The 15,157-nt window shown below is 70.3% G+C and carries 14 protein-coding genes; 3 read left to right on the forward strand and 11 right to left on the reverse strand.

The window, feature by feature from the left end; all coding sequences use genetic code 11:
- Positions 1–23: 23 nt before the first annotated feature.
- From ligA to FBY22_RS16075, 5 genes are all read right to left on the reverse strand, one after another.
- Positions 24–2,105 carry an NAD-dependent DNA ligase LigA gene (gene ligA, locus FBY22_RS16055; protein ID WP_174267158.1) on the reverse strand — a complete coding sequence of 694 codons (2,082 nt, stop codon included), beginning with the start codon at positions 2,103–2,105 and terminating at the stop codon, positions 24–26.
- 77 nt (positions 2,106–2,182) lie between these two features.
- On the reverse strand, positions 2,183–2,398 hold the full coding sequence (locus FBY22_RS16060; RefSeq protein ID WP_142146200.1) for a hypothetical protein: 216 nt from the start codon (positions 2,396–2,398) through the stop codon (positions 2,183–2,185).
- Positions 2,399–2,493: 95 nt separating this feature from the next.
- Positions 2,494–2,904 carry a cupin domain-containing protein gene (locus FBY22_RS16065; RefSeq protein WP_142147703.1) on the reverse strand — a complete coding sequence of 137 codons (411 nt, stop codon included), beginning with the start codon at positions 2,902–2,904 and terminating at the stop codon, positions 2,494–2,496.
- Between the two features lie 144 nt (positions 2,905–3,048).
- Complete coding sequence (locus tag FBY22_RS16070) at positions 3,049–4,311, reverse strand: MFS transporter (RefSeq protein WP_142146201.1); 1,263 nt, start codon at positions 4,309–4,311, stop codon at positions 3,049–3,051.
- Positions 4,312–4,459: 148 nt separating this feature from the next.
- A complete protein-coding gene (locus FBY22_RS16075; protein WP_142146203.1) occupies positions 4,460–5,476 on the reverse strand; it encodes a zinc-dependent alcohol dehydrogenase family protein in 1,017 nt (338 codons plus the stop codon).
- A gap of 208 nt (positions 5,477–5,684) precedes the next feature.
- Here FBY22_RS16075 and FBY22_RS16080 point away from each other — a divergent pair, with 208 nt between their 5' ends.
- On the forward strand, positions 5,685–6,569 hold the full coding sequence (locus FBY22_RS16080) for a helix-turn-helix transcriptional regulator (protein ID WP_142146205.1): 885 nt from the start codon (positions 5,685–5,687) through the stop codon (positions 6,567–6,569).
- A 28-nt stretch (positions 6,570–6,597) separates the two neighbouring features.
- On the opposite strand, the gene FBY22_RS16085 is transcribed toward FBY22_RS16080, so the two are convergent.
- Both FBY22_RS16085 and FBY22_RS16090 read right to left on the reverse strand, forming a co-directional pair.
- Positions 6,598–7,548, reverse strand: coding sequence for a YihY/virulence factor BrkB family protein (locus FBY22_RS16085; RefSeq protein ID WP_142146207.1), 951 nt, complete (start codon positions 7,546–7,548; stop codon positions 6,598–6,600).
- Positions 7,538–7,729 (reverse strand): hypothetical protein, encoded by a 192-nt coding sequence (locus FBY22_RS16090; protein WP_142146209.1) that lies wholly within the window; start codon positions 7,727–7,729, stop codon positions 7,538–7,540. The genes FBY22_RS16085 and FBY22_RS16090 overlap by 11 nt, the downstream gene beginning before the upstream one ends.
- A gap of 364 nt (positions 7,730–8,093) precedes the next feature.
- Here FBY22_RS16090 and FBY22_RS16095 point away from each other — a divergent pair, with 364 nt between their 5' ends.
- On the forward strand, positions 8,094–8,801 hold the full coding sequence (locus FBY22_RS16095; RefSeq protein WP_142146211.1) for a hypothetical protein: 708 nt from the start codon (positions 8,094–8,096) through the stop codon (positions 8,799–8,801).
- 130 nt (positions 8,802–8,931) lie between these two features.
- Here FBY22_RS16095 and FBY22_RS16100 read toward each other — a convergent pair whose 3' ends face one another.
- Entirely contained in the window at positions 8,932–9,381 is a 450-nt protein-coding gene (locus FBY22_RS16100; RefSeq protein WP_142146213.1) for a spore-associated protein, read from the reverse strand.
- Positions 9,382–9,559: 178 nt separating this feature from the next.
- Between FBY22_RS16100 and FBY22_RS16105 the strand changes: the two genes are divergently transcribed.
- The gene (locus tag FBY22_RS16105) at positions 9,560–10,144 is read left to right on the forward strand and encodes a TerD family protein (RefSeq protein WP_142146215.1); all 585 of its coding nucleotides are present in this window, start codon (positions 9,560–9,562) and stop codon (positions 10,142–10,144) included.
- Between the two features lie 102 nt (positions 10,145–10,246).
- On the opposite strand, the gene ctaD is transcribed toward FBY22_RS16105, so the two are convergent.
- From ctaD to FBY22_RS16120, 3 genes are all read right to left on the reverse strand, one after another.
- Positions 10,247–11,965: a cytochrome c oxidase subunit I gene (ctaD, locus tag FBY22_RS16110; RefSeq protein WP_142146217.1), complete on the reverse strand. Its 1,719-nt coding sequence runs from the start codon at positions 11,963–11,965 to the stop codon at positions 10,247–10,249.
- A gap of 267 nt (positions 11,966–12,232) precedes the next feature.
- A complete protein-coding gene (locus FBY22_RS16115; protein WP_142146219.1) occupies positions 12,233–13,183 on the reverse strand; it encodes a Rieske (2Fe-2S) protein in 951 nt (316 codons plus the stop codon).
- A 206-nt stretch (positions 13,184–13,389) separates the two neighbouring features.
- Positions 13,390–14,793, reverse strand: a complete 1,404-nt coding sequence (locus tag FBY22_RS16120) for a glycoside hydrolase family 76 protein (protein WP_174267208.1) — start codon at positions 14,791–14,793, stop codon at positions 13,390–13,392.
- Positions 14,794–15,157: the final 364 nt, after the last annotated feature.

Below are 15,157 nucleotides of genomic sequence, written 5' to 3' on the forward strand. Positions count from 1 at the left end.
GAGGCACACCTCCTGGAGAGGGATCACCCGATGAAGTCGGCGACCAGGGTGGCGAACTCGTCCGGGGTGGCCAGTCGGACACCGAGGGTCTCGGCCTTGGCCCGCTTCGATCCCGCGCCTTCCCCGGCGACGACCAGGGTGGTCTTCTTGGAGACGCTGGAGGACGAGCGGCCGCCGGCCCGCTCGATCAGCTCGTTCATCTGATTGCGGCTGAGCTTCTCCAGAGCGCCGGTCATCGCGCCGGTGACCACGACCGTCATCCCGGCCAGCGGTCCACCCATCGCGCCCTCGGCGTCCGCGGACTCGGTCGAGGCGGCCGTCGACGGGGGAGTGGCGCCGGGTTCGGTCATGTTCACCCCGGCGGCAGCGAGTTTGTCGATGAGCGGGGCGAGTTCGGCGAGTTCGGCGACGATCGACGGGGCCTTCTCGGTGCCGATGCCCTCCACCTGCTGCATCGCCTCGGCGTCCGCGGCCCGGATGCCGTCCATGGTGGCGAAGTGCCTCGCGATACGGCGGGACATGGAGCGGCCGGTGCCGCGGATGCCGAGCGCGCACAGCACCCGGGACAGCGGCTGGTCCTTGGCCGCGCCGATCGCCGCCAGGAGGTTGTCGGTGCTGGTCTCGCCCATCCGCTCCAGGCCCAGCAACTGCTCGCGGGTGAGGGCGAACAGGTCGGCGAGGTCGGTGACGAGACCGGCGTCGACCAGCTGGACGACCCGGGTGTGGCCGAGGCCCTCGATGTCGAGCTGGTCGCGGCCGGCCGCGTAGGACAGGGCGGCCACCAGGTGGCAGTTGCGTCCGTTCTCGCAGCGCCAGCGCTGCTCGCTGGTGTCGATGCCGGACCCGCAGCGCGGGCACACGTCCGGGAAGACGATGGGCTGTTCGTCACCGGTGCGCAGGTGGGCGACGGGAGCCTCGATACGGGGGATGACGTCACCGGCCCGGTGCACCATGACCTGGTCGCCCAGCCGCAGGTCACGGCGGGTGATGTCGGCCGGGTTGTGGAGGGTGGCGTAGGTGATGGTGGCGCCGTCGATCTCGACCGGCTCCAGGACGGCACGCGGGGCGATGATGCCGGTACGGCCGACGTTCCACTCCACCTCCAGCAGCCGGGTGATCTTCTCGACGGCCGGCAGCTTGTAGGCGATGGCCCAGCGCGGAGCCCGCGAACCCGACCCCGCGGCCTGCTGGTCGGCGGCCAGGTCGGCCTTGATGACGATTCCGTCGATCCCGAACGGCAGCTCGGCCCGCAGCGCTGCGATCTCCTGCACCCGGGCCAGCACCCGTTCGACGGTGTCGGCGGTGATGCCGGGCACCGCGGTGGTGGCGGTGGTGTTGATCCCGTACGCGGCGGCCTGCGCCATCAGGTCGCTGTGCGCGAGTTCGCCCAGCCGCGCGGCGAGCTCGGTCCCGGTGTCGGGCAGGGGCAGCAGGCCGTAGCCGAAGAACGTCATCGGCACCGTGTAGGCGCGCTCCTTGGCACGCAGGGTGCCGGCGGACGCGCCGCGCGGGTTGGCGAACGGCTGCCCGCCGTGCGAGGTACGCGTCTCGTTGGCGTGCTCGAACTGGGCGGTCGTCATGAGGACTTCGCCGCGCACCTCGACGGTGACCGGCTCGGCGAGTTCGTCCGGCAGCCCCTCGATGGTGCCGATCGCGTGCGAGACGTCCTCACCGGCCGTCCCGTCGCCGCGGGTGATCAGCTGTCTCAGGCGTCCGTGGGTGTAGCGGGCGGCGACCGCGAGACCGTCCAGCTTCGGCTCGACACTGAACCGCTCGACGTCGTGGCCGATGCGCCGGGCGAGCGAGGCCGTCCAGGCCGTGAACTCCTCGGGCGAGAACACGTTGTCCAGACTCAGCATCGCCACCGTGTGCGGGACATCGCCCTCCACCGCGCCGCCGGCGACCTTCCCCGTCGGAGTGTCGGGCAGCACCTGCTCGGGATGGTCGGCCTCCCACGCGGCGATGCCACGCACCAGACGGTCGTAGGCGTCGTCGTCGAGTGCCGACGTCCCGCCCGCGTAGTAGGCGGCGGCTGCCTTCACCGCCTCTTCGACCGCCTGGGCGTAGGCGGCGGCATCCGTGATCACTGCTGCAGGTGTTGTCATGCCGGTCATCCTGCCTGCCACCACTGACAATGCCCCGCGGAGCGGACCTGAGGGCCTCGACGACGGGCGTGCGAGGCTCAGTGCTCCCACATGTCGGGCCCGCCGCCCCGCCACTCGATCGAACCCGACTGCCGTACCCACGTCTCGTCGGTGCTCTCCAGGCCCGCGAGGCGCAGGAACTCGACGATGTCCAGCAGCCCGTACGCCATCCCGACGAACCGCTCGCCCATCCGTACTCGCCGTCCTCCGTCTTCGGCGGGCGGGTAGATCACGATGGACTGCGTGCTGGTCATGGCACCAGCGTGCGGTCTGAGGCGCCGGCTCGCATGCGGGGCGCCGGCGCCGCTCAAAGGTTCCGGCATCGGTGCGCCCTGCCGTGACACCTGGGTCAGCGGCTGCCGTTCACGGCGTCGGCGTACTGCTCGTCGGTGACGGGCTCCAGCCATGTGGTGCCGTCGCCGTCGGCGTTGCCGACGACCATGGCGATGTGCGCCATGAACGTGCTGTCGGTGGCGCCGTGCCAGTGCTCCTCGCCCGCGGGGCACTTGACCGTGTGGCCGGCGCTCACGCGCACGACGTTGCCGTCGCGGGTGCCGACCAGTCCGGTGCCGTCGGTGACATAGAGGGTCTGGCCGCCTGCGTGCCTGTGCCAGTTGGTGCGCGCGCCGGGGGTGAAGCGGACCAGGGCAGCGGTCAGACGAGCGGGTTCGCTCGGGGTGTCGATCATGTTGAGGTAGACGTCCCCGGTGAACCGCTCGGCCGGTGCCTTGGCGGTGGGGGTCGAGTTGACGTGCTCCATGTTGATCTTCCTTGGGGTGGTGGTGTGGTTGTACGGGGGTGGGTCTTCGGTGGAGTCGCGTTCGTCGACGATCTTCTTGAGCCGTGGGATGGCGCTCATGGCGTGGCCGGTGACTTCACGGAAGATGCCCTGCTGGGGCCGAGGTCAGGACCGTGCCCGTGTCGCTGCACCGTTCTCCCTCGCTGCGGGGATCCGGACTTCGCCGGCGCTGTGGGTGACGATGCGGGTCACGTCGCGCTTGGCCGTCACGGCGAGGGCGATCAGCGGCAGCAGGGTCAGCCCGGTGAAGACGGTTCCTACCAGGGCGGGGCCGGTCACGCCGAGGGAGGAGTCGAGGGCCTGTCCGGCGAGTGCGGAGCCGGCGGCGATGCCGGTGTTGTAGGCGGACGTGGTCAGTGCCGAGGTGAGGGTGGGCGCGTCACCGGCGAAACGGACCGCGAGGGCGGTGACGACCGGGTTGATCGTAAACCCGGTGAGCGCCATGAGGAAGATCAGGACGACGGCGGCTGCCGGGCTCGCGGACAGCGGGATGAGCGCGAGCAGGAGAAGCGCGGTCGCCGCGGAGGCCGGGATCGTCGTGGACATGGGACGGCGGTCGCCGAACCGGCCGCCGACGAAGGTGCCGCCCAGCGCGCCGGCCCCGAAGGCGACCAGGACCAGCGGCACGGCTCCGGCGGGGATGCCGGCCCGGTCGGTCAGCAGTGGGGTGATGTACGTGTAGGCGGCCAGCACACCACCCATGATCAGAACGGCGGCGGCCAGCGCCAGCCACAGCCTCCCCTGGCGCAGTGCCCGGATCTCACCGCGCACCGAAACCCGGGCGCGCTGCTCCGTTCGAGGGAGGAAGCGTCCGATCGTGGCGGCGGCGAGCGCGGCGAGCGCGGCGAGGGTCCAGAACAGTCCGCGCCAGCCGGTGATGTGTCCGGCCAGTGAGCCGGCCGGGACGCCGACGACGTTGGCCAGGGTCAGGCCTCCCATCATGACGCTCACCGCCCGTGTGGCGTCGGCGGGACCCGCGGCGGCGGTGGCGATGACGAAGCCGACGGCCCAGAACGCGCCGGTGGCCAGCGCGGTGACGAACCGGGCGGCCATGGCGACGGTGAAGGAGCTGGTGAGAGCCGCGACGACGTGGCCGGCGGCGAAGACCGACAGCGCGAGTACGAGAGTGAGGCGTCGTGGGAGGCGCAGGGTCGCCAGGGACATGGCCGGCCCGCCGACGATCATGCCGACGGCGAAGGCGGTGATCAGCAATCCGGCGTGGGAGACGGAGACGCCGAGGTCGGGGGCGATGTCCGGGAGGATGCCGGCGATGACGAACTCGGTGGTGCCCATCAGGAAGGTGCCGCCGGCGAGCACCCACACGACAGGGGGCAGCTTGCCCGACGCGGCCGCGGCGGGGTGGGGCATGGAGGACTCTTTCCGTGTGTCCGTGTGTCCGTGTGTCCTGTGATCGGGTGATCGGGTCGTGGGGTGCACGGATGCCCTGGGGGCCTTCAGGAGGAGGGCGAGGTTCCCCATGCGCGTAGGACGCGAGGTCGCCCGGCATCCTCGCGGGTCAGGGCTTGAGGAGGGTCTTGATGGCTCGGCGCTCGTCCATCGCCGCATAGCCCTCGGCGACCTGGTCGAGCGGCAGCGTGAGGTCGAAGACCTTGCCCGGCGTGATCGCGCCGGACAGGACGCGGTCGACGAGGTCGGGCAGGTAGCGACGGACGGGGGCCGGGCCACCGCGCAGGCCGACATGGGAGAAGAACAGCTCCTGTCCGTCCACGGCGACGCCGTGGGGCACGCCGACGAAGCCCACGTTGCCGCCCGGCCGGGCGCAGCGCAGGGCCTGGTGCATGGCCTCCTCGGTGCCGACACACTCCAGCACGCTGTCCGCGCCGATCCCGCCGGTCAGCTCACGAACCCGGGCGACACCCTCGGCGCCCCGCTCGCTGACGATGTCGGTGGCGCCGAACTCGCGGGCCAGGTTCTGCCGCGTCTCGTGCCGCGACATGGCGATGATCCGTTCCGCGCCCATCTCCTTCGCGGCGATCACCGCGCACAGGCCGACCGCGCCGTCCCCGACGACCACGGCGGTCGAGCCGGGCCCGACCTCGGCGGCGTCCGCGGCCCACCAGCCGGTGCCCATGACGTCGGACACGGTCAGCAGGCTCGGCCACAGCTCCTCGCCCGGGACCTGGTCGGTGGCGACCAGGGTGCCCTGGGCGTTGGGGATGCGGACGTAGTCGGCCTGGCAGGTCGACATGAACTCGCGGTGCAGACAGTTGGACTGGAAGCCGTTGCGGCAGTTGGCGCAGGTGTTGTCGGAGGTGGCGAAGGAGCCGATGACGAACTGGCCCGCCCTGACCGCCGTGACCTCGCTTCCGACCTCCTCGACGAAGCCGACGTACTCGTGCCCCATCGGGTGCGGCGCGTCGGTCGGCTCCAGGCCGCGGTAGGGCCAAAGGTCCGAGCCGCACACGCAGGTTACGGCCGTACGGATGACCGCGTCGGTGGGAGCGAGGATCTTGGGGTCGTCCAGGGTCTCGAAGCGGATGTCACGGGGGGCGTAGATCATTGCGCCGCGCATGGGGAGTCCTTCGCGTGCCGGGGCGATACCGGGGAGACGGCCGTCGCCGGGTGCAGAGCCGGGTGGCGTCCCGCTCGCCGGCTCGCGGCCGGGGGAACAGCACCACGTCATCCAGGTAACCCGCTGCCGGCACGCGTAGCGAGGCACCGTCAAAGGGTGTACTGCCAGTACACTCCTACGGTCCCGCACGGGACGTACCGTCGAACGCGTGGACAACCAAGCAGAGGTCCGCGAGTTCCTGACCTCGCGGCGAGCGAAGATCACCCCCGAGCAGGCGGGCCTGCCCTCGGGCAGCCGGCGCCGGGTGCCGGGCCTGCGCCGCAGCGAGGTCGCGGCCCTGGCGGACATGAGCGTGGAGTACTACTCCAAACTCGAGCGCGGCAACCTCGCCGGCGCCTCCCCGGCCGTCCTGGAAGCCCTCGCCCGGGCCCTGCGGCTCGACGACGCCGAACGCGCGCACCTGCTCAACCTCGCCCACGCGGCCGACGGTTCCGACACCCTCACACGACCCCGACGCCGCTCCGCGCAGTGGAAGGCCCACCGCAGCCTGCAATGGGTCCTGGACGCCGTCACCGCCGGTCCTGCCTTCGTCCGCAACGGCCGTATGGACATCCTCGCCACCAACCAACTCGCCCGCGCCTTCTACGCCGACGTCTACGCCACCCCCCACAACCAGGCGAACCTGGCCCGCTTCAACTTCCTCGACCCCGCATCCCGCCGCTTCTACCCCGACTGGGACTGGGCGGCCGACATCTCCGTCGCCATCCTGCGCACCGAAGCCGGTCGCAACGCCCACGACAAGGACCTCCACGACCTCGTCGGTGAACTGTCCACCCGCAGCGACGACTTCCGTACCCGCTGGGGCGCCCACGACGTCCGCCACCACGGCACCGGTACCAAACGCTTCCACCACCACGCCGTCGGCGATCTCACCCTCGCCTACGAAGGTCTGGAGATGGCCGCCGAACCCGGCCTCACCCTCACGATCTACACCGCCGAACCGGGCTCCCCCTCCGAGGAGGGCCTACGTCTGCTCGCCTCGTGGGCCGCCACCCAGGACGCCGGCTCCGCGGAGGCCCCCGCAGCGAACTGACCGACTCTGTCCCCGGTCAGGGGTCGGGTCACGCCCCCGAGGGGGCCGTGGAAGGCCTGCCGTCCGGGCCAATACCGGTACCGAGGAGGCCCGCGGCGTCCTTGCTCAGCTCGGCGGTGAACTGCGCGCCGCCGAGCAGCGCGAGGTTGGAAAGCCACAGCCAGATCAGGAAGACGACGGCTCCGGCGAGAGAGCCGTACAGCCTGCTGTACGTGCTCAGGGTGGAGGCGTACAGCGCGAAACCGGTGGAGACGGCCAGCCACAGCACGGCGGCCAGGACACCGCCGGGCAGACTGTGCGCGCGTCGGCGTGCCGCGACCGGACCGGTGTGGAAGACCACGAGGATCAGCAGCGCCACCAGGCACAGCAGCAGCGGCCAGCGCAGCACGCTCCACCCCCAGGCCGCCGTCGCGCCCAGCCCGAACACCCGGCCGAGATCCTCGGCGAGAGGCCCCGTCAGCAGCAGGGCCAGGGAACCGGTCAGCAGCAGGACGAGCAGCCCGAACGCGGTGAGCACGATGCGGTGGGCCCGGCGCAGCGGCGAACGGCTGTCCTCGATCCGGTGCATACGGTGCAGCGCACGGCGGAAGACGGCGAGGTAGCTGGAGGCCGACCAGAGCGCACTCACGGTGCCGACCACCAGCAGCGGCCACGCGCCGCCGTCCACGCCCAGCATCCGGGACAGGGCGGCGTGCAGCGCCACCGCCGACTCGGCGGGCGCGTAGGCGGTGACCTGCGTGACGAACTCCCGGGCCGTGCCCGGACTGATCAGACCGAACGCGAGGACCGCCACCAGCAGAGCGGGCAGCACCGCGAGGATCGCGTAGTACGTCAGGGCCGCCGCGAAGTCCGAGATGTCGTCGTTCCACAACGACACCGGCGTGCGCCGCAGCGCCGGCCACCAGGCGGCATGCGGCCGGGCCCGGGGCACGGGGCGGACGGCGGGGCGGGTCTCGCCGGGGACGGGGTCAGCGGACATGGGACTCACGATGCGGTACGCCGAGGTGCGGCTGGATGTGCGGGCTGTACGGCGCTGTCGACTCGTCGGCCTCGGTGGTCACCGCGCGCGAGGTGGGCCGCGGTGCGGTGCCGCCGGGAGCGGCTGACGTCCGGGCCGTCCTCGCGTCCGGGGCCGAGGGCCCGCAGGCATCCATGGTCACGGTGGTGGTGTCCTTTCCTGCCCTGCTCGGTCGTGGGGCGTCAGCCCTCGGTTCGACCCGCTTCGGCCGCTGCCGTGACGCGGATGCCCCGAAAAGGCCCCGCCAGACCACCGCAGTCCGGTTCGTCGACCGCGTCGTCCAGTGCATGCCCGCACATGCCGGATTCATCCGCCCGGCAACGGCGTCGCCTCCCGGCCGGCCTTCCCTTGGCGCGTTCTCGTGCTCTCGGACACGCCCCGGACAGGGGGGCGTAGGCTCGAACGCACCGAGGGTTCCTCGTGTGCCGGCCCCAGGCGCTGCACCGTTCTCGGTGAACGACGACGCCGAGCCGGATCTTGTCCGGTTGCGGAGCAAGGTTTGCCCCATGACCGTGCACGTGCCGGGCCACCCGGCGACCAGCCGTCCCCGTCCGGTGGGGCGACATCCGATCGCTTCCGATGACTCGGTACCGCACTCCCGCCGGCGTGGAGCGCCGCCCGAGGAGGGCGAGTTCGTCCGGCCGCTGAACAGGCGGCAGGTCGACGACCGGATGTGGGAACTCGACGAGTTGTACGAACGCACCTCGTCGTGCGCTCCACGGGAGCCGGCCAACGTGGGCCCGTCGGGCCGGGACCGGTGCACCGCCTTTCAGCAACGGCTTGCCGACCATGTACGGCGGCCGGGGTTCGAACTGCTCGTGGCGGAGGCGGTCGGCCCCTCCGGTGCGAGGGACCTCACGGCATGTGCCTACGGCTTCCCCGTGCACCGCGCCGGGTCCTGGTGGCGGGACCTCGACGGGCACCTTCCGGAGGACCTCCTCGACGTCGCCGCCGTCGACGGGCTCTTCGCGATCGCCGACATCCTCGTAGAGCGCCGGGTGCGCACTCAGGACCAGACCCGCGACTGGAACCTCGCCCGACGCCTGCAGAAACGGCTGCTCCGCGCCCACACCGGCGCCGTCGGCGTCACCCTGGTGGACCGCTGCGACATGGAGTCCTACCGAGCACTACAGGCCTGGGGCTGGCGCCCCTCACCGGCCGAGACCTGGGCGACATCGCACTTCGTATCCCACCGCCTCCTGGTGCTCCGCTGACGACGACGGCCACTCCGCGCCCCCGTCGGCAGCAGGGCCTCTTGACGCTCGCCGGATTCGGTGGCCGCGAGCTGTCAAGAGGCCCTGATCGGAGAGGCAGGTCGGACATGCGACGCCGGAGTTGAGTGGCTCAGCGAGTCGAGGTGACCCGGTGCTCCTTGAGGGCGGCGCAGTTGGAGCCCGTCACCTGTACGGTCACGTTGGAGATGCTGCCGCCCCAGTCGATGCAGTGGCCCTTGCCGTAGACGTACGCCGGTCCCGCGTACGACGTGTACTGCCCGAAGTCGTTGGCGCCCTGGTCGGTGTCGGGCACGTAGATCCAGGTGGACATGTCCACGGCGGTGCCCGGGTTGCTGCGGATGGTCGCGACGCAGTTCTTGCCGTTGGAGGCGTTGTACGTCAGGTAGACGGTGCCCAGAGAACCGACGGCAGCGGAGTTCACCGTCTTGTAGGCGCTTCCGCAGACCTTCTGCGGCGTGGTGTTGGGTGCGGCCGAGGCCGGCGCCGCCAGGGCCGTGGCGGTCCCCAGCGCCAAGGCGGCCATGGCCGTGGAGATCAGGGCAGACCGATGGAATCTCATGTTTCCCCCTTGTGACTGTCAACTGGCCTTGCCAGCCTCCGTCGCAGAGGTGCGCACCACAAAGCTTTCGATGGTGGTCGAAGCGGATCGTCGACGTGAACGGACCCGTCATGTGGAACCAAAAGGGCGCCAGGCACACTCTGCGTGTTGTAGTTCCATCAACAAAGGATGCGCACACATGATCACGCTCACCAAGGAAGACGGTCCGGCCGACCTGGACGGAGTGACCCACCTGTCCATCGGCGTTTCCTGGGATCCCACGGCCGGCAGCAGCGGCGGAGTGCTGGGCAAGCTGCGCCGCAAGAGCGGGACCGATCTGGACCTGATCGCCATCGCCATGCAGGGCGGAGATCCGGTGCGCCTGGCGGGGCTGGACTCGCTCGACCCGATGGGCAACGGCTCGTTGACCCACAGCGGCGACAACCAGACCGGACACGGCGACGGTGACGATGAGAAGGTGACCGTCGAGTTCGCGCGGATCCCGCCCAACATCACGTCGATCGTCTTCGTGGCCGCCGCGTACAAGAAGGGCAGCTCATTCCAGAAGGCGCGCAACGTCAGCTTCAAGGTCTACGACGCCACCGGGGGCAACTCCCAGCAGGTCGCCGACATCTGGCCGAGCCTCCTCACCCAGGACAACGGCTGCGCCGTGGCCAAGGCGGTGCGTGTCGGTGGCAGTTGGAAGCTCGAGGTGATCAACACGACGGGGAAGATCAAGCAGGGCGATGAGCACGCCCTGATGCGTTTCGCTGTCAGCAAGTAGTACGGCGGTCACCGGAACGTGAGGACAGATCTCGCCGGCGGTGCACCGGGTGTGCCGCTCGGCGTGGGCCTCCACGACTGGACCGCGCCCGCGCTCCCTTGTTCACGTCCGGTCGCTCTCGTGCCCGGCCGCATCGATCGCGTCTCGTTTGCCGGCGTGCTCGCGCTGGTCGAGTGCCGCGACCTCGGGATGGTGCAGGTCGAAGGCGGGGGATTCGGAGCGGATACGGGGCAGGGCGACGAAGTTGTGGCGCGGCGGCGGGCAGGAGGTCGCCCACTCCAGTGAGCGGCCGTAGCCCCAGGGGTCGTCGACCTCGATCCGCTCGCCGTACTTGGCGGTCTTCCAGACGTTGTAGAGGAAGGGCAGGGTGGACAGGCCCAGCAGAAAGGCGCCGATGGAGGAGATGGTGTTGAGGGTGGTGAAGCCGTCGGCGGCGAGGTAGTCGGCGTAGCGGCGCGGCATGCCCTCGGCCCCCAGCCAGTGCTGGACGAGGAAGGTGGTGTGGAAGCCGACGAACAGTGTCCAGAAGTGGATCTTCTCCAGGCGGTGGTCGAGCATCTTCCCGGTCATCTTCGGCCACCAGAAGCTGAATCCGCCGAACATCGCGAAGACGATGGTGCCGAACAGCACGTAGTGGAAGTGCGCCACCACGAAGTAGGTGTCGGTGACGTGCCAGTCCAGGGGCGGGGAACCGAGGATGACGCCGGTCAGGCCGCCGAAGAGGAACGTGACCAGGAAGCCGGCGGCCCACAGCATGGGTGGTTCGAAGGACAGCGAGCCTTTGAACATGGTGCCGATCCAGTTGAAGAACTTCACCCCTGTGGGCACCGCGATCAGGTAGGTCATGAAGGAGAAGAACGGCAGCAGTACGGCCCCGGTGGCGAACATGTGGTGCGCCCACACGGTGACCGACAGACCCGAGATGGCGATGGTCGCGCCGACCAGGCCCACGTAGCCGAAGATCGGCTTGCGGGCGAAGACCGGGATGATCTCGGTGATCACGCCGAAGAACGGCAGGGCGAGGATGTAGACCTCGGGGTGGCCGAAGAACCAGAACAGGTGCTGCCACAGCAGCGCCCCGCCGTACTGGGCGTCGAAGATGTGCGAGCCGAACTTGCGGTCCGCCTCCAGCGCGAGCAGGGCCGCTGCCAGGACGGGGAAGGCGAACAGCACCAGGACGGAGGTCAGCAGTACGTTCCAGGTGAAGATCGGCATGCGGAACATGGTCATGCCCGGGGCGCGCATGCAGATGATGGTGGTGATGAAGTTGACCGCGCCGAGGATGGTGCCGAAGCCGGCCAGTGCCAGTCCCATGATCCACAGGTCGGCGCCGATGTAGCCGCTGCGAATGGGGCCGCTGAGCGGTGTGTAGGCGGTCCAGCCGTAGTCGGCGGCGCCCTGCGGGGTGAGGAAGCTGCTCAGGACGATCAGCCCGCCGAGCAGGAACAGCCAGTAGGAGAACATGTTCAGCCGGGGGAAGGCCACGTCCGGTGAGCCGATCTGCAGAGGCATGATCGCGTTGGCGAACCCGGCGAAGGTCGGGGTGGCGAACAGCAGCAGCATGATCGTGCCGTGCATGGTGAACGCCTGGTTGTACTGCTCGGTGGACAGGAACTGCAGGCCCGGCCGGGCCAGTTCCGCCCTGATGGCCATCGCCAGCACGCCGCCGACCAGGAAGAAGCAGAAGGATGTGATCAGGTACAGGTGCCCGATCTTCTTGTGGTCGGTCGTGGTCACCCAGGAGACGATCACTTTCCCTCGGCTCCGGCGCCCCTCGGCCGCCGGAGTCGGAGAGATCGGTTCAGTGGTGTGCGTCGCCATCGCAATCCCTCGTTCGAGCCAGGGCGGGTCTGGTCCGCAGGCGGTCACCGCGGCGCCTGGGTAACCAGTCATGGCGAACGTAGTCTCACTTACGCCGACGCAATTCGCTCGCGGAGCCGCCACATGGCCGGTCCGACCATTCCTCTGAGCGAGCCGCGCCGCGGTGACGGAGCGCCGGCAGGGGTCGGACTCCCCGGCGACCGGGCTCGTCGGTCCGTGATGTGTCAGGTGCGGCGTGTCCGCCGCACGCACCGTGCCCGGCCGGTGTCAGTCGCCGTGTCCTTCGAGCCCCTGAGACACGGTCTGCGGTGTCGGCCGGCTGTGGTTCTTGTGTTCCGGCTCGTGCAGCCGCACCTCGACGTGGCCGTCGACGATCCGGGTGTCGAACGCGGGCTGGGGAGCGGTGGCCGGGCCGCGTACGTTCCAGCCGTCCGAAAGCCGGAAGACACTGCCGTGCCACGGGCATCGCACGCAGCCGTCGGCGATGGTGCCCTCGGACAGCGGTCCCGCCAGGTGACTGCACCGGTCGGCCAGCGCGTGGAGGGTCCCACCGGTCTCACGGACCACCAGCACCGGGACGTCGTCAACGGTGCGCCGCACCGCCTGGCCGGCTGGGAACTCGGCCACGGCACCGATCCGGTGCCAGCCCGGCGAGACGACGTGCGGGACCTCTTCGGCGTGGTTGGCGCCCGACGCCTGCCGGTAGGCGAGATGGCCGCCCAGCATCCCTCCTGTGGCAGCCGCCGTCAGTCCCAGGAAGGCGAGCCCGCGGCCGGCTCGGGTGCGGTCCGTGGCGCGGCAGGCGAGCGAAGCGGCGTACAGTCCGACGGCCGCCGTGTTCGCCAGCGCGTGCACCAGGCCGACCCGTTGCTGAGGGCGGTGCAGTTCGGCCCAGTCGACGGCTCCCGCCAACGTGGCCGGGGCGGCGGCGGCCAGGCCGACGCCGATCAGCAGTCCGGCCTCCCGCGAACGGCCGGGGCGCAGGTCCAGCACCGCCGCCGACAGCCAGCTCCCGATGGGGACCTGCACCATCAGCGGATGCACCGGATGGCCCAACCACTTGCCGTGCAGCAGATCCCGGCCGGCACCCAGCGGCAGGGCGCGCACGCCGCGGCTGACCAGGTCGATCACCGAATCGGCACGCGTCTGCCGCTCCAAGCCGTCCAGCAGTTGCAGAAGCTTGTTCTGCCCCGTCCGACGATGTCTTGTGTCCTTCATGGGTCGCAGGGTCCCCCTTCTGCGCAGACCACAAACGGCCTGCCCGGCCATGCGGGTGTGTCGTGCGACCGCGACGGCCTTCGGCGACCGGAAAGCTTTCCGGAAGGCGGGGAGCAGCGGCGTTGTGGGAGCGGGGCGCGCTCACCCGGCGCGGCGCCGGTCCGCTGCTGAGTCCTCGCCCGCGTCCGGTCGCTACCCGCCCCCGCTCACTGGCCAGCCGCGTTCAGCAGATCCAGTGCGCTCTGCTGGCAGCCGTAGTCGCTGGTGCCGGTTCCGCCGTTCCAGTGGGGGCCGTACTGGTCGAGGGAGTTGCGGTCGTTGGTGTAGGCGGCGTCCGCCCACCGGTCCAAGGCGGCGGCGTAGGGGTGGTCGGACAGCTGGGCGTCGAGTCTGCCGAGGCCGCGGACGTAGGCGCCCTTGAAGGAGGGGCCGTCGCCGGTGCAGCTGTCGGACTCACCCGGTTCGCGAAGAACTCCGTCGGTCTGGAGGCGGACCGTGGAGGCGTCGGCCAACTGCCGGGCCGTGGTGAGCAGAGAGCTGTCGTTCGTGGCCTTGTACAGCTCGGTGAGGCCGCCGAGGACGACGCCCTGGTTGTAGGTCCAGGTGGTCTGGCCGTTGTTGGCGCAGGCGTCGGTGAGACCGTCGTTGATCATGTGGTCGGCGTTGATCATGCCGCTCTGCCGGAACCAGGCCCACTCGTTCCTCGCCCGGGACAGATAGACGCTGTCGCCACTGATCCGGTTGTGGAGCGCCGCGTTGAGCTGGAGGAACAGTTCGTTGGTGATGGCGTTCTTGTAGGTCTTCGTCTCGTTCCAGAGCACTCCGCCGCCGCAGGTCGCGGTCCAGTAGGCGTTCATGTGGTCGGCGTCGGCGCGTGCGGTGTTCAGGTAGCGGCTGTCGCCGGTCGCGTCGTAGGCGGCGACCCAGGCCAGGCCCCACCAACCGGTGTCGTCCAGATAGTCGTTGGTGAAGTTGCCGCCCTGGGCGCCGATGTTCTTGTCGTAGGTCGAGGCGATGGCGTACCGGTAGCTGGGCATGCCGCTGACGCGGGCGTTGTCGAGGACGGCGGTGAGGGCGTTGGCGGCGGTCCACCAGCCGTTGCCGCCGAACAGGCCCGTCCCGCGGTCGTACGACATCATCAGCGCGGTCGCCGCGGCGGTGCCCCGGCTCCAGGCGTTCCAGTCGACCCGGGCCCAGGCGGTACAGGTGATCTCCGGGCGGTCCCCGGCCTTGCCGCAGGCGCGCAGCGCTCCTACGCCGCTGGTGTTCCAGTCGTCGACGTTGTACATGAGGGTGCGCCAGCCGCGGGAACCCGAGGGCGTCGTGGTGTCGCCGAGTTTGCTGCCGCCGGACCAGGTACGACCGCCGTCGAAGCTCCGGTCCAGCCAGACCTCGTCACCCGGGTTGCCGCCGTCGATGGAGGCCCAGCCCATGACATCGTTGTCCGAGAGATGCAGTCGCACGGTACGGCCGTACAGGGTGCTGCTGACGGGAGTGCGGTCGGAGGTGGCCGCCGCGGGGTCGCGTGTGTCGCAGTACTTGTTGCAGACGGTGGCTGTCGCGGCTGCGGCTGCGGGCGAGGGTGTGGTGAGGGTCAGGAGAGCGCCCAGGACGGCGGTCGCCGACGCTGTCGTTGCCGCGCGGCGGGGTCTGAGTGAGTGGGGCACTGGCCACCTCCGGTGGGGGTGCGGAAGTCTGGTATGGACCTGTGCTGTGAGGGCTCTCAGCGTCCCGCTTGGTAAAGGACATGTCAATGAGTCGGGTCATTGACGACTGGCGCCGGAATGCCTGGCCTTGAGCCCGGAGGACATGCGGAGCGTCGTCGTTGCGCGGCGGCACCTCGCCGCGGTCACACGCCGCCGGGCAGGCGGCCGGACACGAGTCCGGCAATACGCCGCTCCTGCGCGCTCATCGCCACCGCGCCCCCGCCCTGGGGCAGTCCGACGTCCACACCGACGGGTGGCACCGACCGTG

Origin of the sequence: Streptomyces sp. SLBN-31, from assembly GCF_006715395.1 — a bacterium.
Lineage (GTDB): Bacteria > Actinomycetota > Actinomycetes > Streptomycetales > Streptomycetaceae > Streptomyces.